The sequence below is a fragment of the Dokdonella sp. genome (assembly GCF_051958935.1).
In the GTDB taxonomy this organism is placed as follows: domain Bacteria; phylum Pseudomonadota; class Gammaproteobacteria; order Xanthomonadales; family Rhodanobacteraceae; genus Dokdonella_A.
Window position 1 is genome coordinate 1 of the sequence record NZ_JBQCFP010000083.1, and the last position, 23387, is coordinate 23387.

Sequence of the window (23387 nt, forward strand, 5' to 3'; positions counted from 1 at the left end):
GCCCTCGCCACACCCGGTTTTCCCAGTTTCGCGTGTGGCGGCCCCATGCCCCGGCAACCGCCCTCGCCGGGGTCCGCGCGATCAGCGCTCGAGCAGGGGCAGCTTGCCCGGCTTGCCGTCCCATTCCTTCGCATCGGGCGGGGCGTCCTTGCGTTCGGTCAGCACCGGCCACGCCTTCGCGAGCTCGGCATTGAGCGCGATGAAGCCTTCCTGGCCCGCCGGCACGTCGTCTTCGGGGTAGATCGCCTTGGCCGGACATTCCGGCTCGCACAGCGTGCAGTCGATGCACTCCTCGGGATCGATCACGAGGAAGTTCGGTCCTTCATGGAAACAGTCGACCGGACATACCTCGACGCAGTCGGTGTACTTGCACTTGATGCAGTTCTCGATGACGACGAAGGGCATGGAGATCGGATCCGATGGCGAGGCGCGCATTGTAAGTGAGCGCGCCGCGGCGGTCATGCCTCCGCGCTCGCGAGCAACGTCGTGGTGGATCGTAGGAGCGGGGCAGCCGCGATCCGCGCAAGAGGGCGGTAGCCGATTCCTGGACCGACGAAGCGCATCGCGGCTGAAGCCGCTCCTACGACGCACGCACGAACGAAGCGCGCGTGGGATGCAGACTCGGCCCGGCGGAGGGCTATCCGTGAAAAGTGCGGCCATGGATGGCCGCTGTGGACCGGATCGCCGAAGCTGCGGCAGGGGCCCGAGCCGGTACATCAGGCCGCGATCACGGACGATCGCACAAGCAAATGGCGCTCCCTACGAGGTTCGAACTCGTGTTCCCGCCTTGAGAGGGCGGTGTCCTGGGCCACTAGACGAAGGGAGCGTGTTGGGAATTGCGGAGCTGCGTAGTATAACGAATCGGTAACGAGCGGCAAACCAGGAGCAGAAGCAGCGGATGACGTCGGAACGAATCGTACAGGAAGCGCCCATCCCCGGCTCGTTCCGCATCATCCCGCGTGCTGAGCACGCGATTTCGCGCAAGAGCATCTCGGCCGGCGCGTTGCGCGTACTGTATCGGTTGCACGAGGCCGGCCATCGCGCCTGCCTGGTCGGCGGCGCCGTGCGCGACCTGCTGCTCGGCGGCCACCCGAAGGATTTCGACGTCGCCACTGATGCGACGCCGGAGCAGGTGCGCGCGTTGTTCCGCAACTGCCGTCTTATCGGCCGGCGCTTTCGCCTCGCGCACGTCGTATTCGGACGCGAAATCGTCGAGGTCGCGACGTTCCGCGGCAGCAGCGACGACGGCAGCGGCGATCGCCACCTCGTCGACGGAAGGCTGGTGCGCGACAATGTCTACGGCACCATCGAAGAAGATGCGGTGCGCCGCGATTTCACCGTCAACGCGCTCTACTACGACATCTCCGATTTCAGCGTGCTCGATTCGGTCGGCGGCATGGAAGACTTGCAGCACCGCGTGCTGCGCCTGATCGGCGACCCTGAACTGCGCTATCGCGAGGACCCGGTACGCATGCTGCGCGCCGCGCGTCTCGCGGCGAAGCTCGGTTTCACGATCGAGCCCGCCACGGCGGCGCCGTTTGCCGCCCTCGGCCCGCTGCTCGCCGACGCGCCGCCGGCGCGCCTGTTCGACGAGTCGCTCAAGCTGTTCCTCAGCGGCCACGGTCTCGCGAGCTTCCGCGCGCTCGAGCAGCACGGCCTGCTGCAACACGTGTTTCCCGCCACCGCGCGCGTGCTCGCGCAAGGTGATGCGACCCACTTCCGCCGGCTGGTGGAACAGACCCTCGCCAACACCGATGAACGCGTGCGCGAGGACAAGCCGGTCACGCCCGCGTTCCTGTTCGCCGCGCTCCTGTGGGAGCCGGTCCGGCGCGCCGCGCAGGCGGCGATCGATGCTGGCGGGGATGCCGGCGCGGCCTGGTCGCACGCGACCGAACGCGTGCTGCGCGAGCAGGCGCAACGCGTCGCCGTACCGCGGCGTTTCACGATCGCGGTCGAGGAAATCTGGGCGATGCAGCCGCGCTTCGCTCATCGCACGAAGAAGCGTGCATTCCGCCTGCTCGAGCATCCGCGCTTCCGCGCCGCCTACGATTTCCTCGTGCTGCGCGCCGATGAATCGGACGAACTCGCCGAGCTCGCCGCATGGTGGACCGAGGCGCAGCAGCTCGACCAGCAGCAGCTCGCCGAGCGCCTTGCCGCGGCGCCGCCCGCACCGGGCAGCGAGGCGCCGCCGGCGACGAAACGCAAGCGCCCGCGCCGGAGGCGCCGCAAGAAGGCAGGCGCGGCGTCGGCCGCGGACGCCGGTGACTGACCCGGGTACCCGCCGCGCCTTCGTCGGGCTGGGCGGCAACCTCGGCGATCCGCGCCGACAGTTGGAGTCGGCACTGGGCGAACTGGCCGCGCTTGCTTCCACGCGCCTGGTGGCGCGTTCGTCGCTCTACCGCACGGCACCCTGGGGCGTGGCCGACCAACCGGCTTTCGTCAATGCCGTCGCCGAACTCGAAAGCGGGCTCGCCCCGCGCGAACTGCTGCACGCATTGCTCGCGATCGAGCAGCGCCACGGCCGCGTCCGCGATGGAACCCGCTGGGGGCCGCGCACGCTCGACCTCGACCTGCTCGCCTGCGGCGACGTGCAACTCGCCGGAGCGGGGCTCGTGCTGCCGCATCCCGAGCTCGCGCGGCGCGCGTTCGTGCTCGTACCGCTCGCCGAAATCGCCCCCGACTTCTTCGTCGCGGGCGCGGGCAGGGTGCGCGACCTGCTCGCCGCGGTCGACGTGGGCGAAGTCGTGCGGCTCGACTGAAGCGCAGCGGCATCGCCATCTTCCGGTCCCGGAGCCGCACGGATGATAATGCGCGGCCACTCCCGCAGGCCCCCGACGATGTACGCCCATACAGCGCCCGCCGTTCCGATCACCGTGCCGGACCTCGTGGCCCGCAAGCAGCGCGGCGAGAAGATCGTCTCGATCACCGCGTACGACGCGGGCATCGCCGCGCGTGCCGACGAGGCCGGTGTCGACCTCGTGCTCGTCGGTGATTCGCTCGGCATGGTCGTGCAGGGGCACCAGAGCACGCTGCCGGTGACGATGGACGCGGTCGTCTATCACACCGCGTGCGTCGCGCGCGGCCTGCGCCGCCCGCTGCTCGTCGCGGACCTTCCGTTCATGAGCTACCGCAACGAGGAACTCGCACTCGCCAATGCCGCGCGCCTGCTCGCCGAGGGCGGCGCCGCGATGGTCAAGCTGGAAGGCGCCGACTGGGTCTGCCCGATCATCCATGCGCTCAAGCGCCACGAGGTGCCGGTGTGCGCGCACCTCGGCCTCACGCCACAGGCGGTGCACCGCCTCGGCGGCTACAAGGTGCAGGGGCGCGACGATGCGACCGCGGCGAAACTGCGCGCCGACGCGCGCGCGGTGCAGGACTCCGGCGCCGACCTGCTCGTGCTCGAATGCGTGCCTGCGGCGCTCGCCGCGGAGATCACGCGCGACCTCGCGATCCCGACGATCGGCATCGGCGCGGGAGCCGGCTGCGATGGCCAGGTGCTCGTCGTGCATGATCTGCTCGGCATCACCCCCGGCAAGCGGCCGCGCTTCAGCAAGGATTTCCTCGCCGGCACCCACTCGGTGCTCGACGCGATCGGCGCCTATGCGGCCGCGGTGCGCAGCGGCGAATTTCCCGCGGCGGAGCACAGTTACTGATGCGCACCTGCGTTTCCCCTGCCGACCTGCGCGCGGTGCTCGCACCGCTCCGACGCGAAGGTCGCCGCGTCGGCTTCGTGCCGACCATGGGCAACCTGCATGCGGGCCACTATTCGCTGCTCGCGATCGCACGCGCACATGCGGATGTCGTCGTCGCGAGCGTGTTCGTGAATCCGACCCAGTTCGGGCCGAACGAGGACTTCGCGCGCTACCCGCGTACGCCCGAGGCGGACGCGACCGGGCTTGCCGGGCACGGCTGCGATGTGCTGTTCCTGCCCGGCGTGGACGACCTCTATCCGTTCGGCGCGCAGGGCAGCGCCAAGGTCAGCGTGCCGGAAATAACGGACGTGCTCGAGGGCGCGATCCGCCCGGGCCACTTCGACGGCGTCGCGACGGTCGTCGCAAAACTTTTCAATCTCGTGCAGCCCGATGTCGCCGTGTTCGGACGCAAGGATTACCAGCAACTGCTGGTGATCCGGCGCATGGTGCGCGATCTCGGTTATCCGATCGAGATCATCGGTGCGCCGATCGTGCGCGAGTCGAACGGCCTGGCGATGAGTTCGCGCAATCAGTACCTGGACGCCGCCCAACGCGAGCGCGCGGGCACGATCCACGCGGCCCTCGAGCGCATGCGCGCCGCCGTACTCGAGGGGCGCGCGATCGCCGACGTCGAAACCGAGGCCGCGACGACGCTGGGGCACGCCGGGTTCGTTGTGGATTACGCCACGCTGCGAAACGCCGGTGACCTCGGCGAGCCGGCGGCCGACGGTTCGCCGCAGGACCTCGTCGCCCTCATTGCCGCCCGCATGGGCACGACGCGCTTGATCGACAACCTGCTCGTGAATCCGGCGTAGCTTTTTCGTCGCGGCCTGTGGTATTCTCCCCACCGTCGTTAGGGGTTTCCGCAACATGTTGCGGGGCTCCGAGGACACGCAGGGCGCATTGTAGGTAATCGTCACTCCGATTAAGACCCTCGCAGCGGTGATCGCGCGAGGGTTTTTTTTGTCCGCAACTCCTGTAGATCAACGACTTGCGATGGAAGCGCCGGATCGGCGGCAGCGCATGCTGCTCTGCACAAGCCTTTGTTATACTGGATGTTCCAGCGCATGTTGCGCGCACGCAACGATCCGGGGTGACGACCCATGCATCTGAACATGCTCAAGGCGAAGATCCATCGCGCCAGCGTGACCCACGCGGAGCTCCACTACGAAGGCTCCTGTGCGATCGACGGTGACCTGCTCGATACCTCCGGTATCCGCGAGTACGAGCAGATCCACATCTACAACGTCAATAACGGCGAACGCTTCTCGACCTACGCGATCCGCGCGGACGAGGGCTCGGGCGTGATCTCGATCAACGGCGCCGCCGCGCATCGCGCGCAACCGGGCGACATCATCATCATCTGTGCGTACGGCGGATACAGCGAAGCCGAGGCCGAGCAGCACAAGCCGCAGCTCGTCTACGTCGACCGCCAGAACAGGATCACGCACACCAACCGCTCGATTCCCAAGCAGGCGGCGTAGCTTTTGCGGTCATCCCTGACCGCGGAGGGTGCGGGGGATACGAACTGGATTTCGGTGCGCCGCTTTGCCGTACTCCAGAGCGGCCATCCATGGCCGCACTTTTCACGTGAAGCAGGCGTTGATGGGCGCGGGTCCGAAGCGCGGTCACTCGGCGCCATTTTCAGTGCTGACGCTGCTCTTCTTCGTGTGTCGGGCGAGGGCCCAGGCGACGTGTTCGCGGACGAGGGCGGATGGGTCGTCGGCACGGGAACGCAGCGCCTGGATGATGTCGTCGCGGGTCGGCGCGTTGCCGAGCGCGACGGCGATGTTGCGCGACCAGCCTTCGTAGCCGGTGCGGCGTATCGCCATGCCTTCGGTGCGGGCGAGGAATTGCGCTTCGCTCCAGCCGAACAGCTCGACCAGCTGCGGCGATTCGAGGCCGCTGCGTGGCGCGAAGTCGGCTTCGCCGGTCGCCTGCGCGAACTTGTTCCAGGGGCAGACGAGCTGGCAGTCGTCGCAGCCGAAGATGCGATTGCCGATCAGGGGGCGCAGGTCTTCCGGGATCGCGCCGCGCAGTTCGATCGTGAGGTAGGAAATGCAGCGGCGCGCATCGAGCCGGTACGGCGCGACGATCGCCTGCGTCGGGCAGATGTCGATGCAACGCGTGCAGGTGCCGCAATGCGCGCTCGCCGCGGCGTCGATCGGCAATGGCAGGTCGGTGTAGATCTCGCCGAGGAAGAACCACGAGCCCGCATCGCGGTCGAGCAGCAAGGTGTGCTTGCCGATCCAGCCGAGCCCCGCGTTGCGTGCGAGCGCTTTTTCCAGCACCGGCGCCGAATCGGTGAACACGCGGTGGCCGAACGGGCCGGTGACGCCGGCGATGCGCTCGGCGAGCTTCTGCAGCCGGCCGCGCAACACCTTGTGGTAGTCGCGGCCGAGTGCGTAGCGGGAAACGTACCCGAGCGCGCCATCGCCGATCACGCTCCACGCATCGCGCACGCCGGGGGGCGCGTAGTCCAGGCGTGCCGAAATCACGCGCACCGTTCCCGGTTGCAGGTCGGCCGGCCGGCTGCGCCGGACGCCGTGCCGCGCCATGTATTCCATCTCTCCGTGGTGCCCGGCATCGAGCCAGTCGAGCAGGTGTGCTTCATCCGGCCCGAGTTCGACGCCGGTGATGCCGATCTTCTGGAAACCGAGTTCGACGCCCCAGCGGCGGATGTCGGAAGCGAGGGCGTCGTAGTCGATCATCGGGCGGAACGGCAGGGCCGCGTGCGTTGCCGATCGCGAGCGGCATCTCGCGGGACGGAGCGTCAGGATAGCGCGTCGGACGCTCGCCGTTAGAATGGGCGGATGCCGATGCGCGATCCCATGGTGTCCCTGTACACGACCGAGCAGGTGCGGGCGGTGGATCGCGCCGCGATCGATCGCTGCGGCATCGCCGGGTTCGAACTCATGCAGCGTGCCGCCACGGCGGCGTTTTCCTGCCTGCGTCGGCATTGGCCGCATGCACGCCGCATCGGCGTGCTCGCCGGCGGCGGCAACAACGGTGGCGACGCGTTGCTGCTTTCGCGGCTCGCGCTCGAGGCGGGTTTCGCCGTCGACGCGCTCGCGCTGCCGTCCACGCCTCGCGGCGACGCCGAGCGTGCGCGCGCCGCATTCGCGGAGGCGGGCGGGCGCGTGCGCGTCGCCGCAACGGGCTGCGCGTTGCCCGACGGCGATGTGCTCGTCGACGGGCTGTTCGGCACCGGCCTTACGCGCGCACTCGAGGGCATCGCCGCCGATCTCGTCGAACGCATCGCGCATCCGGGCGTGCTCGCGCTCGACGTGCCGTCCGGTCTCGATGCCGACACCGGCGCATGCGAGGGCGCCTGCGTGCGCGCGGACGCGACGGTCAGCTTCGTCGGCTGGAAGCGCGGCCTGTTCACCGCCGATGGCATCGACCAGTGCGGCGCGCGCGAACTCGCGACGCTCGACTTGCCGCCGGTCGCCTACGAAGGCGTCGCGGTCGATGCCGGGTTGATCGCGCCGCACATCGAGCGCGTGCTCGCGCCGCGCCGAGCCAACGTCAACAAGTCGCGCTTCGGCCACGTACTCGCCATCGGCGGCGACGAAGGCTACGGCGGTGCAATCCGCCTCGCCGGTGAAGCAGCGTTGCGCTGCGGCGCCGGGCTCGTCACCGTCGCGACGCGTGCAGCGCACGTCGGTGCGCTCAACACGGCACGCCCGGAACTGATGGCGCGCGGCGTCGAGGATGCAGCCGCGCTCGCGCCGCTGCTCGAGCGCGCGAGCGTGCTCGCGCTCGGTCCGGGGCTCGGCCAGCGCGACTGGGGCCGCGCCTTGTTCGACGCGGCGCTCGCGAGCGGCAAGCGCACGGTCGTCGATGCGGACGCGCTCAACCTGCTCGCCGAAGCGCCGCGGCCGTTGCCGCCGGGTGCGGTGCTCACCCCGCATCCTGGAGAAGCCGCGCGCCTGCTCGGCTGCGACATCGCAACGGTGCAACGCGATCGTTTCGCCGCGGCACGCGCCCTCGCGGGCCGTCATCGTGCCGCCGTCGTGCTCAAGGGCGCCGGCAGCCTCGTTGCCGCAGCCGACGGCCGCCTCGCCGTCTGCCCCTGGGGAAACCCGGGGATGGCCACGGCAGGCATGGGCGACGTGCTGACCGGCGTGATCGCCGCGTTGCTCGCGCAGGGCTGCGACGCCTGGGACGCGGCGCAGTGCGGCGTCGCGCTGCATGCGCGCGCGGGCGACGCCGCGGCGGGTGCTGCGCCGCGGGGGCTCGTCGCTGGCGACCTGTTCGAGCCGCTGCGCCGCCTCGTCAACGGAGTGCCCGCATGAGCGTGGCGCTGCGCGGACTCGACGAGCCGCAACTGGTGCAGATCGCCGCACGCCTCGCCCCGGCGCTGCGCGCCGGCGGTGTGCTCGAACTGCGCGGCGATCTCGGTGCGGGCAAGACCACCTTCGCGCGCGCGCTGCTGCAGGCGCTCGGTGTCGATGCGCGCATCAAAAGCCCGACCTACAGCCTGATCGAGTCCTATCGCGCCGGACCGCTCGACATCCATCATCTCGATCTCTACCGCATCGCCGACCCGGGCGAACTCGAATGGCTCGGGCTCGCGGAGCTGACGGGGGGCACGTCGCTGCTGCTGGTCGAATGGCCGGAACGCGGCGGCGGCGCTCTGCCGCCGGCCGACCTGCAGCTGCGCTTAAGCCATGCCGATCCGGGACGCGACCTCGTCGCGATCGCCATGAGCACGGCAGGCGCTGCCATGCTGGACGAGTGGAACCCGGCATGCGCAGCCTGAACCGATCACCCGCCTCGTGGCCCTTACATTAGGAAAGTTTTGCACACGTCGGATTTTCAAGGAAAAAGCTTGCAATTTTCGACGGCTTTCGGGTTGAATACGCGGCATGTCGGGGATACGCCACCATCGCTGGCTCGCCGCTTGCCTGATCGCGACATCGGGCGTGCTGGCGCGCGCGGATGCGGCCGAGATCAAGAACCTGCGCGTCTGGGCGGGGCCCGAGTACACGCGCGCGGTGTTCGACGTGTCCGGTCCGCTCGACTACAAGGTATTCGAACTCGCCAAGCCCGATCGCATCGTGCTCGACCTGCGCGACAGCCGTCTCGGCGATGAATTCAGCGCACCCGCCGTCAAGGGCGTGCTCAAGGGCCTGCGCGCAGGCAAGCAGGGCAAGGGCGACGCACGCGTCGTGTTCGACCTTGCCGAAGGCGTGCGCCCCAAGAGCTTCCTGCTGCCGCCCGCCGACAAGTTCGGCTATCGCCTCGTGCTGGACCTCTATCCGTCGACCACGAAACAGGCGCCGGTGAAGAGCGTCGCCGAGGTGTCGGCGGGCAAGAGCCGCGACGTGATCGTGGCGATCGACGCCGGCCATGGCGGCGACGACCCCGGCGCCACCGGCGCCAGCGGCACGCACGAGAAGACGATCACGCTCGCCGTCGCGCGCGAACTCAAGAAGGCGATCGACAAGACGCCCGGCATGACCGCGATGCTGACCCGCGACGCCGACTACTTCATTCCGCTCGAGCAGCGCTACCTCAAGGCGCGCGAGATGAAGGCGGACCTGTTCGTGTCGATCCATGCGGACGCGTTCACGAGCAGCGACGCGCGCGGCTCGTCGGTGTGGGTGCTGTCGCCGCGTGGAGCAACCAACGAGGCCGCGCGCTGGCTCGCCGATCGCGAGAATCGCGCCGACCTGGTCGGCGGCATCTCGCTCGACGACAAGGACGACACGCTCGCCAAGGTGCTGCTCGACCTGTCGCAGGGCGCGACGATGGGCGCGAGCAACGCGGTCGCCGAGCAGGTGCTCGCTTCGCTCAAGAAGCTCGGCCCGACGCATCGCAATTACGTCGAGCGCGCGAACTTCGTCGTGCTGCGCTCGCCCGACGTGCCCTCGATCCTGGTCGAGACCGCGTTCATCACGAATCCGGCCGAGGAAGCGCGCCTGACCAATCCCGACCCCCGCAGCAAGCTCGCCGACGCGATCCTCGACGGCGTGCGCGACTACTTCCGCGCATCGCCGCCGCCGGGCAGCCTGTTCGCGGCGAACAGCCGGCGCGAGCGCGGTGACCGCGCAAAAGCCTCGCGTTACGTCGTCAACCGTGGCGACACGCTGAGCGCGATCGCCGCCAACCACGGCCTCACGACGGCGCAATTGCGCGCGGCGAACAACCTCGCCGACGAGCGCGTCCGCGTCGGCGCCGTCCTCGAGATCCCCTCGGGCTGACGCGTGCATCGCCAGAGCAGCAAAGCTTGAAACAAAGAGCACACGGAGAACGGCTGGAAGAATGATCTTCGGCCCTGAGGCTTCCTCCGCGTGTTCCGTGTTTCAGTCTTTTCGAATTGGGGTCGGACGTTCCCGGTTCAGGCCGCTTCCCGCAGTCGGATATGATGCGGGCTCGCCATGGCCCGCATCCGTTCGCTTCCGCCCGAGCTCGTCAACCAGATCGCTGCCGGCGAGGTCATCGAGCGGCCGGCGTCGGTGGTCAAGGAACTCGTCGAGAACAGCCTCGACGCCGGCGCGCGCCGCATCGAGATCGACATCGAGCAGGGCGGGGCGCGGCTGATCCGCGTGCGCGACGACGGTGGTGGCATCGATGCGCACGACCTGCCGCTCGCGATCGCATCGCACGCGACGAGCAAGATCGCGAGTTTCGACGACCTCGAGCGCGTCGGCACCCTCGGTTTCCGCGGCGAAGCGCTGCCGTCGATCGCTTCTGTTTCGCGCTTCGCCTTGACGTCACGCGCGCGCGGCGCGGACGCCGCCTGGCGCATCGAAGTCGACGGCGGCCATGCGCGCCCGCCGATGCCCGCGCAGCACCCGGTCGGCACGGCCATCGAGGTGCGCGACCTGTTCTACAACCTGCCCGCGCGGCGCAAGTTCCTGCGCGCGGAGCGCACCGAGTTCGGCCACATCGAGGACCTCGTCAAGTCGATCGCGCTCGCGCGCACGGCGACCGAGTTCCGCCTCGGCCACAACGGCAAGGCCGTGCGCATCCTGAAGGCCGTGGACAGCGACGCCGAGCGCGCGCGCCGCGTCGCCGACGTGATCGGCGAGGAATTCCTCGGCCAATGTCTCTTGATCGACCATTCCGGCGCCGGACTGCGCCTGCACGGTTGGGTCGGCCTGCCGACCGCGTCACGCGCGCAGGCGGACCAGCAGTATTTCCATGTCAACGGGCGGCTCGTGCGCGATCGCCTCGTCGCGCACGCGGTGCGCCAGGCCTATGCGGACGTCCGGGTCCATGGCCGCCATCCCGCGTTCGTGCTGTTCCTCGAACTCGACCCCGCGCTCGTCGACGTGAACGTGCATCCGGCCAAGCACGAGGTGCGCTTCCGCGAAGGCCGGCTCGTGCACGATTTCCTCTACCGCTCGCTCGACGATGCGCTTTCGGGCGCGCGTGCCGGTGCCGCTCCGGCGGACACGCCGACGGCGGCAGCGCACGCGGCGGCGAGCATGGGCGCCGCCGCATGGCGCGAGCAGCGCCAGGCCGGCCTCGGCCTCGGCGTGCGCGAACCGCTCGCCGACTACGCGGCGCTGCTCGGCACCGCGGCTTCGCTGCAGGTTCCGCCCCGGCACTGCGATGGCGAAGCGGCGGACGTGCCGCCGCTCGGCTTCGCGCTCGCCCAACTGCACGGCATCTACGTGCTGGCCGAGAACGCGCACGGCCTCGTCCTCGTCGACATGCACGCGGCGCACGAGCGCATCACCTACGAACGGCTCAAGCAGGCGCAGGACGGCGACGGCATCCGCTCGCAGCTGCTGCTCGTGCCGATGACGCTCGCGGTGAGCGAGCGCGAGGCGGCGGTCGTCGAGGAGCAGGCGCAGCGTTTCGTCGAGCTCGGTTTCGACCTCGTGCGCAGCGGGCCGCAGAGCATTTCGGTTCGTCGCATTCCGGTCGTGCTCGACGGTGCCGACGTCGGCCGGCTCGTGCGCGACGTCATCGCCGATCTCGCCGTGCACGGCCAGACCCGGCGCGTCGAGGAGAGCACGAACGAACTGCTCGCGACCATGGCCTGCCACGGCTCGGTGCGCGCGAACCGGCGCCTCACCCTGCCGGAGATGAATGCGCTGCTGCGCGAGATGGAAGCGACGGAGCGTTCCGGCCAGTGCAACCACGGACGCCCGACCTGGGTGCAACTGCCGATACCGGAACTCGACCGCCTGTTCCTGCGCGGCCGCTGACGCCCGCCGTCGCCGATCGACGCGCGGGGGAACTTGCAGGCGTCTCGCGGTTTCTTGACTTTTAGGGCGTCAACTTCGACGCTTCGCCGTTCGCCCGAACCCCCATTCCTGGATCGTCCTGAGGTAACCCGCGCATGTTGATGCTGAAGAGCGCCGCGCTGGCCGCGGCCAGCTTCGCCGGAGTGCAACTGATGTCCGCCCATGTCGAAACGAGCAAGCCCGGCGTCGACTACACCCGACAGATCGAGACCTGGCGCGCGCAGCGCGTCGAGCGCCTCAAGGCGCCGGGCGGCTGGCTCAGCTTGATCGGCCTGCACTGGCTCAAGGACGGCGCGAACAGCGTCGGCAGTGCGAAGGGCAACGATGTCGTGCTCGCCAAGGGGCCGGCCAAGCTCGGCACGATCACCCTGAAGGACGGCAGGGCGACGATCGCGCTCGATGCGAAGTCCGGCGCCACCGTCGACGGCAAGCCGGCGCAGACCGCGGAACTCCTCGACGACTCGCACGAGAATCCGACGACTGTCGCATTCGGCAGCGCCAGCTTCTACGTGATCGATCGCAACGGCAAGAAGGCACTGCGCGTGAAGGACACCGAAGCGAAGACGCGCACCGGCTTCAAGGGTATCGACAACTTCCCGATCGACCCGTCGTGGCGCGTCGAGGCGAAATTCGAGGAGTTCAAGCCGGCGCATTCGCTGGACATCCCGACCGTGCTCGGCACGGTCGACAAGATGACGGTGCCGGGCAAGGTCACCTTCACTCGCGACGGCAAGAGCTACGCGCTGCTGCCCGTGCTCGAAACGGCCGACGCGAAGGAGCTCTGGTTCATCTTCGCCGACCGCACGAGCGGCAAGGAAACCTACGGCGCGGCGCGCTTCCTCTATGCCGACCTGCCCAAGGACGGCAAGGTGACGGTCGATTTCAACAAGGCGTACAACCCGCCCTGCGCGTTCACGCCGTATGCGACGTGCCCGCTCGCGCCGCCGGAGAACCGCCTCGACCTGCGCGTGACGGCGGGCGAGAAGAAGTACGCGGACGGCGCGCACTGAGTACGGCGGTCGACATGGCGGCCGGCCGGCCGCCGTTCAGGCGGCGGCCGGATCATGGCGCGGCGGTGAACTTCCGCCGCCCACCGCGATCGGAACCCGCTCGCTTTGGACCTCGCCGGGCGTCGGGTACACTAGCGCGCTTTTCCCGGCGCGGCCCGGCTGCGGCATCGCCCAGATTCGCCATCCATCCCGGAGATACAGGCATGAAGTTCGGTTGGTCACTCGCCCTCGCGGCGCTGTTCGTTGCAGGGTCCGCGTTCGCGCAGGACACCACGTCCGACAAGGGCAAGCTTTCCTACGCGATGGGCTTCCAGCTGGGTAGCCGGCTGTCCGGCCAGAAGGCGGACGTCGACATCGCGACGTTCACGCGCGCGCTGCAGGACGCGTTCAACGGCAAGGAGCCGGCCGTGCCGCAGGCCGCGATGGCCGACGCGGTGCAGAAGTACGAGCAGAAGATGAAGTCGGCGATGGACAAGGAACTGGCCGACAACAAGCGCGAAGCCGACGCATTCATGGCGGGCAATCGCAGCAAGAAGGGCGTCGTCGTGCTGCCGAACGAGGTGCAGTACAAGGCGATCGAGGACGGCACCGGCAAGATGGTGACGCCGGCCAGCGAAGTCACGTTCCATGTGCGCGTGTCGCTCACGAACGGTCGCGAGATCCGCAGCTCCTTCGTCGGCGAGCCGGTCAAGGCCAAGGTTTCGGACATGCCCGGCATCTTCGGCACCAAGCTGCTGCCGGACGTGATCCAGAAGATGAAGGTCGGCGACCATTGGATGATCTACCTGCCGCCGGAACAGGCGTCGGGGAACCAGGTCTTCATCTGGGAAGTCAAGATCGTCGACGTCAAGTAACGCGAATGCCCGCCGTCGCGCGGGCTTCGAACACGAATCGCAACGCCGCGCTCCGTCGCGGCGTTTGCGTTTGCAAGGCCACGCATGAACCCGCAGTTCGTTCCCATCCTGAGTCCCTGCATCGGCATCTGTCGGCTAGGCGGTGACGGCTATTGCGAGGGCTGCCTGCGCAGCGGCGAAGAGATCGCGCGCTGGGTCGCGATGGGCGAAGCCGAACGCCGGCGACTCATGGACGTCGTGCTGCCGCAGCGGGAGGCGGCGCGCGGATGAGCGGCATCGACACGCAGCGCCTGCGCCGCGCGGTGCGCGACCTCGCCGATCCTCCCGGGGGTGCGGGCTGGAACACCGCCGAACTCGCCGATGCGCTCGGCGACGGACCGCTGCGCCCTGCCGCCGTGCTCGTACCGTTCGTGCAGCGTGGCGGCGAATTGTCCGTGCTGTTCACGCGCCGCGCGAACCACCTGCGAAACCATGCAGGACAGATCAGCTTCCCGGGCGGTGCGATCGATCCCGGCGACGCCGACGCGGTCGCCGCGGCGCTGCGCGAGACCGAGGAAGAGGTCGGCATCCTTCCCGGCGACGTGGAGCCGTTCGGCTTCCTCGACGGTTTCGACACGGTGTCCGGCTATCACGTCTACCCGGTCACCGGTTTCGTGCGTGGCGGCTATTTCTTGCGCATGCACGAGGCCGAGGTCGACGAGGCTTTCGAGGTGCCGCTCGAATTCCTGCTCGCGCCGGCGAACCTGCGCCGCGAACGCATCGACTGGCGCGGCAAGGCGCGTACGATCTACGCCTACGAATGGGAAGGCCGGCGCATCTGGGGCGCGACGGCGGCGATGCTCAAGAACCTGATCGACCGACTGGAGCGCTCCGCATGAACCCGACGACCCTGGTGACGGCGACGGAGGTCGCGCAACGGCAGGTCCGCGGCAACGTGCTGGTCGCCGACTGCCGTTTCGATCTTGCCGACGCGGGCAAGGGCGAGCGCGACCATGCCGAGGCGCACGTCCCGGGCGCGGCGTATTTCCATCTCGATCGCGACCTGTCCGACCTCACCAAGCGCGGCCTCGGTCGCCATCCGCTGCCGCACGATCTCGTCTTCTCCGCCGCGCTCGCGCGCGCCGGCTGGCGCCCCGGCGTCGACGTCGTCGTATACGACGATGCACAAGGCGCGCTCGCTGCCGCGCGCATGTGGTGGCTGCTGCGCCTGGCCGGCGTGCGCAATGCGAGCGTGCTCGACGGCGGTTGGAGCGCCTGGCGCGACGCGGGGCTGCCGGTCGAATCCGCTGGCGTCGCGCCCGCACAAACCGACGTGCATGTGGCTCTTGATCGCGCGCAGGTCGTCTGGTTCGACGAACTCGAGCGGCGCCGCGCGAGCGGTGACGTGTTGCTCCTCGACGCGCGCGCGGCGCCGCGGTATCGCGGCGAGGTCGAGCCGATCGATCCGGTCGCCGGCCATGTACCCGATGCGCGCAACCGGCCTTTCGCCGACAACCTCGGCAGCGGCGGCCGCTTCAAGCCGCGCGAGCAACTGCGACGCGAATTCGAGGCGCTGCTGGACGGACGCCACGCGCGCGACGTCGTGCACATGTGTGGCTCCGGCGTGACCGCCTGCCACAACCTCCTCGCGATGGAACACGCCGGCCTCACCGGCTCGCGAGTGTTCGCGCCGTCGTGGAGCGGCTGGGTCAGCGACGCTTCACGTCCCGTGGCCACCGGTTCGTGAAAGCCGGAGCCTGAAACACGAAGGACACGACGAAGAGCTCGAGAAGATTGAAACACGGAGCACACGGAGAACCGCGAAAGCAGATTCAAATTGCCTTCCCCGGTGTGATCGGTGTGCTCCGTGTTTTCGATCTTGTCTTTGCCTCACCATGTATTTTCGCCCTGTTGGGCTGAGCTAGGCCTTCGATTTCAGCCGCGCGACGAGCGCGTGCAGCACGGCCTGGGCTTCGGGTGCGAACCAGCGGTCGAGGAAGTCGTCGACCGGCAACGCGTGCGGGTCGGCGAAGAGGCCGGCGAGGTCGGCGCGCGCGAGGCGGCGGGTTTCCGACATCGCGCGCGGCGGGAATTTCAGGAGTTCCTCGAGCCATGCGATCGCGCGCGGTACCACCGCGTCGCCGACGACGAGTTCGTCGACGAGGCCGATCGCATCGGCCTGTTCGGCATCGAGCATCGCGCCGGCCACCACCAGGCGCTCCGCGCGGTACGTGCCGACGAGACGGCGCAGCGCGGCCTGGATGCATTCGGGCACCGACAGGCCGACCTGCACTTCATTGAGGCCGATGCGGTAAGCGCCGCGCGCCATGACGCGGTAATCGCACATGATCGACAGCACCGCGCCTCCCGCGGGCGCGTGGCCGGTGATCGCAGCGACGACCGGTATCGGCGAGCGCGCGAGCGCGCCACAGAGTCCGAAGAAGTCGTTCCAGAACCCGCGGAAGGCTTCGCGGTCGAGCTGCAGCAGCGCGGGCACGTCGAGACCCGCCGAGAAGAGGCCAGGCGAACCGGAGAGGACCAGCGCGCGCGCGCCCTCGCTCGGTGCCGCCTCCACGGCGACGCGCAGCGCGTGCACGAGGCCGGGGTCGAGCGCGTTGACGGGGGCGCGGGCGAGGCGCAGTTCCTGGATCGTATCGTGCTGGATGATGTCGAGCATGGTGCTCCCGTGGCGATTCGCGTGGCTGGAAGGGCGCATCAGTCGTCGGTCGGCGACCAGTGGTATTTCACGACGTAGTCGAGCGTCGCCTTGCCGCCGGCAGGCACCGCGATGCGGAATTCGAGCACGTCGGGCGCCTGCTTGGACGGCTTGGCGCTCGAAGACACGAGCGTCCATGCGCGCCAACGGTTCGGGTGCTCGCGCAATGTGACCTCGCGTGCGCGTTCGCCGCTGTTCGTGAGCGCGATGCGGAAGCCTTCCTCGAGCTCGCGCGTCGCCTTGTCGACCCTGAACGTCGTGCGCTCGCGCGTCGCGCCGAGGTCGAACGCGACGCCGAGATCGACCTTTACGTCGCGACCCTTGGCGATGTCGGCGATGCGGTTTTCTCCGAGTAGTTCGGTGCGCCCGTCCTTGTCGCGCGCCAGCACGCGCAGGTTGCCGGCGGGGAGGTTCTCCGCGGCGACGAACGACAGCTGGCTCTGCACGGGGCCGCCGCCGTTCTGCCATGCCTCCGGCTCGAGCATCGGCTTGGGCGGGAACCATGCGCCGCCGGTCTCGTACAGCCAGCGCCGCTCGCAGGCGAGCTCGTCGCTCGCATAGAGCGGCACCTGCGTCACGCTCGCATCCGGCAGTTCCAGCGCGCCGTCGATCGCGTAGCTGCGATAGTCGCCGAGCGATGATTGCTCGGGCACCGCTTCCGGAGCCGGTGCCGCGGCGGCTTTCATCATCATCACGCGCGGGCCGCGATCGTACTTCGCGAAGTTCGGTGAGCCGGCGACGAGCTTGATCGTCGCGCCCGCATAGTCGCGGCCACTGCGATTGGCGATGCTCGCGAGCGCATCGAGGCGCAGGCGGCAGCCGTCGTCGCCCAGCAGCAGCGCCGAATATGCGGCGCGCCAGCCGAGGCCGGAGGTGGGATAGGTCAGGGTCGCCTTGGCGGAGCCGCTCTTGCCGTCGACGGCAACCTGCAGGGTGCTGCCCGGCAGGCCGGATCCTTCGGCGAACTCGACGCGCGCGTAGTCACGCACGTAGCTGATCCGCCCGTTCGGCCCGCGGATGCCGAGACCGCTGCCGTCGATCGCGACGAGTGTGCCGTCGGCGAGCGGCTTGCCGTCCGCGCCGAACACCTGCACGCGTTCGCCACGATGCGCAGCGAGCAGGCCCGCATCCCCCGCCGACATCACGCGCTGGCCGAGCACGCGTGCGGCCGTGCCGAAATCCACCGCGACCGCCTCGGTGTCGAGCATCGTCGGCAGGCCGTCGACGACGAGGGTTTCGCGGCCGCCCGCGAGCGAGAGCGTGCGCTGTTCGTGCACGATCGCATGGCCATCGGCGACCGGCTGGTTGCCCGAATCGAACAGCGCGTCGCTGTCGCTGCGATAGATCGTGACGGCGGGATCGGCGGCGGAAGCGATCGTGGAAACGATGGCGGTCATGGCGAGCACCAGCAGGTCGAGGCGCATGGTCGCACTCCTGTTGCGCAGATGGGTTGCGGGTATGATAACTGCGACACTGGAGGCCGCCATGGTTCGTCCGCGCTTCGTTCCGCTCCTGCTCATGCTGCTGTCGGCTTCGACGAGCGCGCATGCCGACGGCAAGCTCGGCGTCTTCGACGCCTGGATCCGCGCCGCGCCGCCAGGGGCGACGATGATGGCCGGCTACGTGACCCTCAAGAACAGCGGCGACGCGCCGCTCACGGTGCTCACGGTGCAGAGCGATGCCTTCCGCCTGACCTCGCTGCACGAGACGGTCGTCGAACGCGGCGTTTCGAGGATGCGCGAGGTCCACCGCCTCGTGATCGAGCCGGGCGGCGAGACCCGCCTCGCCCCGGGCGGCAAGCATCTCATGCTGATGCAGCCGCGCCATGCGATCGAAGTCGGCGAAAAAGTGCAGGTGATGTTCCTGCTCTCCGACGGTACGCGACTGGAAACCTACTTCGACGTCGTCGCGCCCGATTCCACCAACGACTGACAGGCCGCGCGGATCGCGGGCGGCAGCGGCACCGAACGTCCGCCTGCCGGATCGATCCACACCATCACGACTTCGCCGTCGGCGTAGACGAGTGTGTCATCGCTTGCATCGACGATGCGATGCGCGATCGTGACCGAGGAGTTGCCGAGGCGCCTGGTCGCGAGTTCGACCACGATGCGCGCGGGCCAGCCGAGCTGGCGTCGGTAGTTGACCTGCGCCGCGGCGACGACCGGCATCATCGTCTCGTCGAACCAGGCGCCTTCGATGCCGGCGAGCCAGTCGAGGCGCGCCTCCTGCGCGTAGACGAGGAAGGCCGCGTTGTTGACGTGGTTGAAGGCGTCGAGATCTCCCCAGCGCACCGCCATCGGCACGCGTGCGAGCAGCGGCATCGCCGCATCGACGGCTTCGTTGGCATCGGTCGTGCTCATGCGGCTTCCTTGCGGCTGCGCTTGCGGGGCGTGGTGGCCGTGCCGGCGAGCGTGCGGGCGAGGAACCGACCGGTGTACGAGCCGGGCACGCGCGCGATCTGCTCGGGCGTGCCGGTCGCGACGATCGTGCCGCCGCGTCCACCGCCTTCGGGTCCGAGATCGACGATCCAGTCTGCGGTCTTGATCACGTCGAGGTTGTGCTCGATCACGACGACCGTGTTGCCGTCGTCGGCAAGCCGCTGCAACACGCCGAGCAACTGCTCGATGTCGTGGAAGTGCAGGCCCGTGGTCGGCTCGTCGAGGATGTACAGGGTGCGGCCGGTGTCGCGCTTGCTGAGCTCGCGCGACAGCTTCACGCGCTGCGCCTCGCCACCGGACAGGGTGGTCGCGCTCTGGCCGAGCTTGATGTAGGTGAGCCCGACGTGCATGAGCGTCTCGAGCTTGCGCGCGAGCACCGGCACCGGCTCGAACAGCTTGTACGCGTCCTCGACCGTCATCTCGAGCACGTCGGCGATCGTGTGGCCCTTGTAGGTGATCTCGAGGGTTTCGCGGTTGTAGCGCTTGCCGTGGCAGACGTCGCAGGGCACGTACACGTCGGGCAGGAAGTGCATCTCGACCTTGATCAGGCCGTCGCCTTCGCACGCCTCGCAGCGCCCGCCCTTGACGTTGAAGCTGAAACGGCCGGGACCGTAGCCGCGCGAACGCGCCTCGGGCACTTGCGCGAAGAGCTCGCGCAGCGGCGTGAAGAGCCCGGTGTACGTGGCCGGGTTCGAGCGCGGCGTGCGGCCGATCGGCGACTGGTCGATGTCGACCACCTTGTCGAACAGCTCGAGCCCCTCGATTTGGCGGAACGGCGCCGGCTTCTCGTTCGCACCGTTGAGTTCGGCCGCAGTGTACTTGTGCAGCGTGTCGTTGATGAGCGTCGACTTGCCCGAGCCCGACACGCCGGTGACGCAGGTGAACAGGCCCGCAGGAATCTCTAGATCGACATTCTTGAGGTTGTTGCCGCTGGCGCCGAGCAGTCGCAGCATCCTGTCGGGGTCGGCCTTGCGCCGCTGCCTGGGTACCTCGATGCCGCGTTGGCCGGAAAGGTACTGGCCGGTCAGCGAGCGCTTCGACTTGAGGATCGCGTCGATGTTTCCCTGCGCGACGATCTCGCCGCCATGCACGCCCGCGCCGGGGCCGATGTCCACGATGTGGTCGGCAAGGCGGATCGCGTCTTCGTCGTGCTCGACGACGATGACGGTGTTGCCTAGGTCGCGCAGGCGGTTGAGAGTTCCGAGCAGGCGTTCGTTGTCGCGCTGGTGGAGGCCGATCGACGGCTCGTCGAGCACGTACATGACGCCGACGAGGCCGGCGCCGATCTGCGAGGCAAGGCGGATGCGCTGCGCCTCGCCTCCCGACAGCGAGTCGGCCTGGCGGTCGAGCGTGAGGTAGTCGAGCCCGACATCGACGAGGAAGTGCAGGCGCTCGCGGATCTCCTTGACGATCTTGGCGGCGATCTCGCCGCGCCAGCCGGCCAGCGTGAGCGACTTGAAGAACGCGAGCGATTGCTCGATCGGCAGTGCGCCGAGCGCGGGCAGGTTGGAGTCGCCGACGAACACGTTGCGCGCGCTGCGGTTGAGGCGCTGACCGTGGCAGTCTGGGCAGGCGCGCTCGCTGATGAACTTGGCGAGTTCCTCGCGCACGGCCGGCGATTCGGTTTCCTTGTAGCGGCGCTCGAGGTTCGGCACGATGCCTTCGAACGCATGCCGGCGCGTGACCGCGCCGCTCGCGCCGGTGACGTAGCGGAAGCTGATCGGCTCGCCGCCGGAACCGAACAGCACGTGGTGCCGCGTCGCTTCGGGCAGGTCGTGCCACGGCGTGTCGACGTCGAACTTGTAGTGCTTGGCGAGCGAGAGGATGAGCTGGAAGTAGTACTGGTTGCGTCGGTCCCAGCCGCGCACCGCGCCCGCGGCGAGGCTCAGGTGCGGGTTGACGACCACGCGCGCCGGATCGAAGAACTGGGTGACGCCGAGGCCGTCGCAGGCGGGGCAGGCGCCGACCGGCGAGTTGAACGAGAACAGGCGCGGCTCGAGCTCCGGCAGTGAGTAGTCGCAGACTGGGCAGGAAAAGCGCGACGAGTAGGTGACCTCGGCTGCATTCACGTCGTCGAGGTCGACGAGGATCGCGATGCCTTCACCGAGGCGCAGCGCAGTCTCGAACGATTCGGCGAGACGCTGCTTGATGTCGGCCTTCGGCCGGAAACGGTCGATGACGACTTCGATCGTGTGCTTCTGGCGCAGCGCGAGCGCGGGGACTGCATCGAGCTCGTGCACGGTGCCGTCGACGCGCGCGCGCACGAAGCCCTGCGCACGCAGCTGGTCGAACACCTGCACGTGCTCGCCCTTGCGCTCGCGCACGACCGGCGCGATCAGCATGTAACGCTTCGCTGGGTCGAGCGCGAGCGTCGCGTCGACCATCTGGCTCACCGTCTGCGCCTCGAGCGGGATGCCGTGGTCGGGGCAACGCGGCGTGCCGACGCGCGCGAACAGCAGGCGCAGGTAGTCGTACACCTCGGTGATCGTGCCGACGGTCGAACGCGGGTTGTGCGACGTCGACTTCTGCTCGATCGAGATCGCCGGCGACAGGCCCTCGATGTGGTCGACGTCGGGCTTCTCCATCATCGACAGGAACTGCCGCGCGTACGCGGACAGCGACTCGACGTAGCGCCGCTGGCCTTCCGCATAGATCGTGTCGAACGCCAGCGAGGACTTGCCCGAACCAGAGAGTCCGGTGATCACGATCAGCTTATCGCGCGGCAGATCGAGATCGATGTTCTTGAGGTTGTGCGTGCGCGCACCGCGGATGCGAATGAAGTCCATGGCGGGAAAGGTGAGGGGCGTCGTCCACTATAGCAAGGGCGCCAGGATCAGGCGGGTGCGTCGCGCGGGCCGAGACGTCGCGCGGCGCGATGGCGCCTCGCAATCGCCGTTCAGGTAGAGTGGCTGCCATGTCGCTTCTGCCCGCCCGCCTCGCCTTGCTGCTCGCTTGGCCCGCGTGGTCCGCCGCAGGCGCCGATGGGGCTGGATGTCCCGTGCGCATCGACGCGCCCGTTGCCGCAACGGGTGCGGCGTTCCCGCCGGGAGCACTCCGCGTGCCCACGCGCGAACTCGATACGCGAGCGCCCGACGCTGCGGCGCTGGCAGCCGACCGCCGGCGCCGCTTCGACGCGCTTCTCGATGGCCGCCCGTCGATCGCCGACGCCGAGTTCATCGACCTGCCGCTGGCGCCGGCACAGCGCGACGCATTGCTGAACGATTCGCCCCGGCTTGGTGTGCCATTGCATACGGGAACGTCGGTGCCGGCGAACCTGCCGGTCGCGTTCGATGCGGGCGAGCGCGCGGAAGGAGCAGGCGGGCAGCGCGGCCGCTTCGGCCTCGGCACCGACGGCGCGCGTGTGTGGGAGATCGGCTTGCGCTCGCGCGGCGCGGACGGCGTCAGGATCCGCTTCGACGCGCTGCGGCTGGCGGCGGGCGCGACGCTGACCGTATACAACGAGGCGGGGCAGGCGGTCGGCCCCTATCGGGGCAGCGCGGCATTCGCGGGACGACTCTGGTCGGGCAGCGTGTTCGGTGATGCGGTGCGCGTCCAGTTGCGCGCGCCGGATGCGGCCGCGCTCGCGGCGAGCCGCTTCACGATCGCCGCGCTGCTGCACATCGGACCGCGCGACGGCGCCTTGGCCGCTTTGCGTCGCGAGTACCAGGTCGGACCGGAGCCGGACGACCGTGACTTCTGCGGTACCCCGGTGCCCGACTGCACGCAGGACGCGACCTGCGTGCTCTCGGCCGAGCCGGCACTGGCGGTCGCCGCGAAGGCGGTCGCGAACTACTCCTTCGTCCGCGACGACGGCGGCGGCTCGGCGTGCACGGGGACATTGCTCAACGACACCGAAGCGACCGGAACCCCGTGGTTCCTCACGGCGAACCACTGCGTGGCGACGGCCGCGGAGGCCGCGACGGTGGAGGCGCATTTCGATCGGCGTACCACGACCTGCGGCGGCTGCCAGATGCTGCCGGCGGTCACCGTCGAGGGAGCGACGTTGGTCGCAACGGGCGCGGGCCTGGACCTGCCGGACTTCAGCCTGCTGCGCCTGTCCAGGCTGCCGCCCGGGCGGTCCCTGCTCGGCTGGAGCGCGACGCGCCCCGCGAACGGCGTGCGCCTCCATCACCTCAGTCATCCGCTCGGCTCGCCGCTCGCGTACAGCTACCGCACGTTGCACGCGAGCGACGACTCGATCCTGTGCGGCAATGCGCTCGCACCGTATCCCTATCTGCTCAGCGGCGGCCTGCCGGACTGGGCCGGCGCGGTCTATGCCGGCAGCAGCGGATCGGCTGCGTTCGTCCTCGATGGCGGCCAGGCGATCGTCGCGGGACAGCTCCACGGCGGCTGCCTGTATGACCCGGTGAACCTCCACCCGTGCGAGCCGAACCTGGAGTCGACCGTCGACGGCTCGATGGCCGAGCAGTTCCGTTACCTCGCCCCGTACCTGACCGGCGTGCTGTTCGCCGATGGTTTCGAGCAGTGACC

Annotated in this window: 22 protein-coding genes and 1 tRNA gene; 16 read left to right on the plus strand and 7 right to left on the minus strand. The window is 69.1% G+C overall.

Annotated features, from left to right (window positions below):
* Positions 1–81 precede the first annotated feature (81 nt).
* Together fdxA and ACTHK2_RS07535 are read right to left on the minus strand one after the other, a co-directional pair.
* Positions 82–405, minus strand: a complete 324-nt coding sequence (gene fdxA, locus ACTHK2_RS07530; RefSeq protein WP_440245088.1) for a ferredoxin FdxA — start codon at positions 403–405, stop codon at positions 82–84.
* 345 nt (positions 406–750) lie between these two features.
* Positions 751–826: transfer RNA gene (locus ACTHK2_RS07535), tRNA-Glu, on the minus strand.
* Positions 827–898: 72 nt separating this feature from the next.
* Between ACTHK2_RS07535 and pcnB the strand changes: the two genes are divergently transcribed.
* The 5 genes from pcnB to panD all read left to right on the plus strand — a co-directional run bounded on the left by pcnB (position 899) and on the right by panD (position 5176).
* Positions 899–2269 (plus strand): polynucleotide adenylyltransferase PcnB, encoded by a 1371-nt coding sequence (gene pcnB / locus ACTHK2_RS07540; protein WP_440245089.1) that lies wholly within the window; start codon positions 899–901, stop codon positions 2267–2269.
* Positions 2262–2759, plus strand: a complete 498-nt coding sequence (folK, locus tag ACTHK2_RS07545) for a 2-amino-4-hydroxy-6-hydroxymethyldihydropteridine diphosphokinase (protein WP_440245090.1) — start codon at positions 2262–2264, stop codon at positions 2757–2759. Before pcnB ends, folK begins: the two co-directional genes overlap by 8 nt.
* Before the next feature lie 78 nt (positions 2760–2837).
* On the plus strand, positions 2838–3653 hold the full coding sequence (gene panB / locus ACTHK2_RS07550) for a 3-methyl-2-oxobutanoate hydroxymethyltransferase (protein ID WP_440245091.1): 816 nt from the start codon (positions 2838–2840) through the stop codon (positions 3651–3653).
* Positions 3653–4507: a pantoate--beta-alanine ligase gene (gene panC / locus ACTHK2_RS07555; protein WP_440245092.1), complete on the plus strand. Its 855-nt coding sequence runs from the start codon at positions 3653–3655 to the stop codon at positions 4505–4507. Before panB ends, panC begins: the two co-directional genes overlap by 1 nt.
* Before the next feature lie 288 nt (positions 4508–4795).
* Entirely contained in the window at positions 4796–5176 is a 381-nt protein-coding gene (gene panD / locus ACTHK2_RS07560) for an aspartate 1-decarboxylase (RefSeq protein ID WP_440245093.1), read from the plus strand.
* 144 nt (positions 5177–5320) lie between these two features.
* On the opposite strand, the gene queG is transcribed toward panD, so the two are convergent.
* Positions 5321–6403, minus strand: coding sequence for a tRNA epoxyqueuosine(34) reductase QueG (gene queG / locus ACTHK2_RS07565; protein WP_440245094.1), 1083 nt, complete (start codon positions 6401–6403; stop codon positions 5321–5323).
* Positions 6404–6505: 102 nt separating this feature from the next.
* Here queG and ACTHK2_RS07570 point away from each other — a divergent pair, with 102 nt between their 5' ends.
* The 9 genes from ACTHK2_RS07570 to ACTHK2_RS07610 all read left to right on the plus strand — a co-directional run bounded on the left by ACTHK2_RS07570 (position 6506) and on the right by ACTHK2_RS07610 (position 15489).
* The gene (locus tag ACTHK2_RS07570) at positions 6506–7990 is read left to right on the plus strand and encodes an NAD(P)H-hydrate dehydratase (RefSeq protein WP_440245095.1); all 1485 of its coding nucleotides are present in this window, start codon (positions 6506–6508) and stop codon (positions 7988–7990) included.
* Positions 7987–8457, plus strand: coding sequence for a tRNA (adenosine(37)-N6)-threonylcarbamoyltransferase complex ATPase subunit type 1 TsaE (gene tsaE, locus ACTHK2_RS07575; RefSeq protein WP_440245096.1), 471 nt, complete (start codon positions 7987–7989; stop codon positions 8455–8457). Before ACTHK2_RS07570 ends, tsaE begins: the two co-directional genes overlap by 4 nt.
* Before the next feature lie 106 nt (positions 8458–8563).
* Positions 8564–9901 (plus strand): N-acetylmuramoyl-L-alanine amidase, encoded by a 1338-nt coding sequence (locus ACTHK2_RS07580; protein ID WP_440245097.1) that lies wholly within the window; start codon positions 8564–8566, stop codon positions 9899–9901.
* 177 nt (positions 9902–10078) lie between these two features.
* The gene (gene mutL, locus ACTHK2_RS07585; protein WP_440245098.1) at positions 10079–11860 is read left to right on the plus strand and encodes a DNA mismatch repair endonuclease MutL; all 1782 of its coding nucleotides are present in this window, start codon (positions 10079–10081) and stop codon (positions 11858–11860) included.
* A gap of 140 nt (positions 11861–12000) precedes the next feature.
* Complete coding sequence (locus tag ACTHK2_RS07590; protein WP_440245131.1) at positions 12001–12909, plus strand: DUF1684 domain-containing protein; 909 nt, start codon at positions 12001–12003, stop codon at positions 12907–12909.
* A gap of 203 nt (positions 12910–13112) precedes the next feature.
* Positions 13113–13763, plus strand: coding sequence for an FKBP-type peptidyl-prolyl cis-trans isomerase N-terminal domain-containing protein (locus tag ACTHK2_RS07595; protein WP_440245099.1), 651 nt, complete (start codon positions 13113–13115; stop codon positions 13761–13763).
* A gap of 84 nt (positions 13764–13847) precedes the next feature.
* Positions 13848–14033 (plus strand): DUF1289 domain-containing protein, encoded by a 186-nt coding sequence (locus ACTHK2_RS07600; RefSeq protein WP_440245100.1) that lies wholly within the window; start codon positions 13848–13850, stop codon positions 14031–14033.
* Positions 14030–14641, plus strand: a complete 612-nt coding sequence (locus ACTHK2_RS07605; protein ID WP_440245101.1) for a CoA pyrophosphatase — start codon at positions 14030–14032, stop codon at positions 14639–14641. Before ACTHK2_RS07600 ends, ACTHK2_RS07605 begins: the two co-directional genes overlap by 4 nt.
* Positions 14638–15489 (plus strand): sulfurtransferase, encoded by an 852-nt coding sequence (locus ACTHK2_RS07610; protein ID WP_440245102.1) that lies wholly within the window; start codon positions 14638–14640, stop codon positions 15487–15489. The genes ACTHK2_RS07605 and ACTHK2_RS07610 overlap by 4 nt, the downstream gene beginning before the upstream one ends.
* A 174-nt stretch (positions 15490–15663) precedes the next feature.
* Here ACTHK2_RS07610 and ACTHK2_RS07615 read toward each other — a convergent pair whose 3' ends face one another.
* Both ACTHK2_RS07615 and ACTHK2_RS07620 read right to left on the minus strand, forming a co-directional pair.
* Positions 15664–16419 (minus strand): enoyl-CoA hydratase/isomerase family protein, encoded by a 756-nt coding sequence (locus ACTHK2_RS07615; protein WP_440245103.1) that lies wholly within the window; start codon positions 16417–16419, stop codon positions 15664–15666.
* A gap of 38 nt (positions 16420–16457) precedes the next feature.
* Positions 16458–17882 carry a DUF4139 domain-containing protein gene (locus ACTHK2_RS07620; RefSeq protein WP_440245104.1) on the minus strand — a complete coding sequence of 475 codons (1425 nt, stop codon included), beginning with the start codon at positions 17880–17882 and terminating at the stop codon, positions 16458–16460.
* Positions 17883–17943: 61 nt separating this feature from the next.
* Between ACTHK2_RS07620 and ACTHK2_RS07625 the strand changes: the two genes are divergently transcribed.
* On the plus strand, positions 17944–18390 hold the full coding sequence (locus ACTHK2_RS07625) for a copper chaperone PCu(A)C (protein WP_440245105.1): 447 nt from the start codon (positions 17944–17946) through the stop codon (positions 18388–18390).
* On the opposite strand, the gene ACTHK2_RS07630 is transcribed toward ACTHK2_RS07625, so the two are convergent.
* On the minus strand, positions 18351–18818 hold the full coding sequence (locus ACTHK2_RS07630; RefSeq protein WP_440245106.1) for an acyl-CoA thioesterase: 468 nt from the start codon (positions 18816–18818) through the stop codon (positions 18351–18353). The genes ACTHK2_RS07625 and ACTHK2_RS07630 overlap by 40 nt on opposite strands.
* Positions 18815–21682, minus strand: coding sequence for an excinuclease ABC subunit UvrA (gene uvrA / locus ACTHK2_RS07635; RefSeq protein WP_440245107.1), 2868 nt, complete (start codon positions 21680–21682; stop codon positions 18815–18817). The genes ACTHK2_RS07630 and uvrA overlap by 4 nt, the downstream gene beginning before the upstream one ends.
* A gap of 272 nt (positions 21683–21954) precedes the next feature.
* Here uvrA and ACTHK2_RS07640 point away from each other — a divergent pair, with 272 nt between their 5' ends.
* Positions 21955–23385 (plus strand): hypothetical protein, encoded by a 1431-nt coding sequence (locus ACTHK2_RS07640; RefSeq protein ID WP_440245108.1) that lies wholly within the window; start codon positions 21955–21957, stop codon positions 23383–23385.
* The last annotated feature ends 2 nt before the right edge of the window (positions 23386–23387 follow it).

Bases quoted from the DNA above. Each gene is read 5' to 3' on its own strand.
- fdxA (WP_440245088.1), bottom strand. From the start codon at position 405: ATGCCCTTCGTCGTCATCGAGAACTGCATCAAGTGCAAGTACACCGAC.
- pcnB (WP_440245089.1), top strand. From the start codon at position 899: ATGACGTCGGAACGAATCGTACAGGAAGCGCCCATCCCCGGCTCGTTC.
- panB (WP_440245091.1), top strand. From the start codon at position 2,838: ATGTACGCCCATACAGCGCCCGCCGTTCCGATCACCGTGCCGGACCTC.
- panC (WP_440245092.1), top strand. From the start codon at position 3,653: ATGCGCACCTGCGTTTCCCCTGCCGACCTGCGCGCGGTGCTCGCACCG.
- panD (WP_440245093.1), top strand. From the start codon at position 4,796: ATGCATCTGAACATGCTCAAGGCGAAGATCCATCGCGCCAGCGTGACC.
- queG (WP_440245094.1), bottom strand. From the start codon at position 6,403: ATGATCGACTACGACGCCCTCGCTTCCGACATCCGCCGCTGGGGCGTC.
- ACTHK2_RS07570 (WP_440245095.1), top strand. From the start codon at position 6,506: ATGCCGATGCGCGATCCCATGGTGTCCCTGTACACGACCGAGCAGGTG.
- tsaE (WP_440245096.1), top strand. From the start codon at position 7,987: ATGAGCGTGGCGCTGCGCGGACTCGACGAGCCGCAACTGGTGCAGATC.
- ACTHK2_RS07580 (WP_440245097.1), top strand. From the start codon at position 8,564: ATGTCGGGGATACGCCACCATCGCTGGCTCGCCGCTTGCCTGATCGCG.
- mutL (WP_440245098.1), top strand. From the start codon at position 10,079: ATGGCCCGCATCCGTTCGCTTCCGCCCGAGCTCGTCAACCAGATCGCT.
- ACTHK2_RS07590 (WP_440245131.1), top strand. From the start codon at position 12,001: ATGCTGAAGAGCGCCGCGCTGGCCGCGGCCAGCTTCGCCGGAGTGCAA.
- ACTHK2_RS07595 (WP_440245099.1), top strand. From the start codon at position 13,113: ATGAAGTTCGGTTGGTCACTCGCCCTCGCGGCGCTGTTCGTTGCAGGG.
- ACTHK2_RS07600 (WP_440245100.1), top strand. From the start codon at position 13,848: ATGAACCCGCAGTTCGTTCCCATCCTGAGTCCCTGCATCGGCATCTGT.
- ACTHK2_RS07605 (WP_440245101.1), top strand. From the start codon at position 14,030: ATGAGCGGCATCGACACGCAGCGCCTGCGCCGCGCGGTGCGCGACCTC.
- ACTHK2_RS07610 (WP_440245102.1), top strand. From the start codon at position 14,638: ATGAACCCGACGACCCTGGTGACGGCGACGGAGGTCGCGCAACGGCAG.
- ACTHK2_RS07615 (WP_440245103.1), bottom strand. From the start codon at position 16,419: ATGCTCGACATCATCCAGCACGATACGATCCAGGAACTGCGCCTCGCC.
- ACTHK2_RS07620 (WP_440245104.1), bottom strand. From the start codon at position 17,882: ATGCGCCTCGACCTGCTGGTGCTCGCCATGACCGCCATCGTTTCCACG.
- ACTHK2_RS07625 (WP_440245105.1), top strand. From the start codon at position 17,944: ATGGTTCGTCCGCGCTTCGTTCCGCTCCTGCTCATGCTGCTGTCGGCT.
- ACTHK2_RS07630 (WP_440245106.1), bottom strand. From the start codon at position 18,818: ATGAGCACGACCGATGCCAACGAAGCCGTCGATGCGGCGATGCCGCTG.
- uvrA (WP_440245107.1), bottom strand. From the start codon at position 21,682: ATGGACTTCATTCGCATCCGCGGTGCGCGCACGCACAACCTCAAGAAC.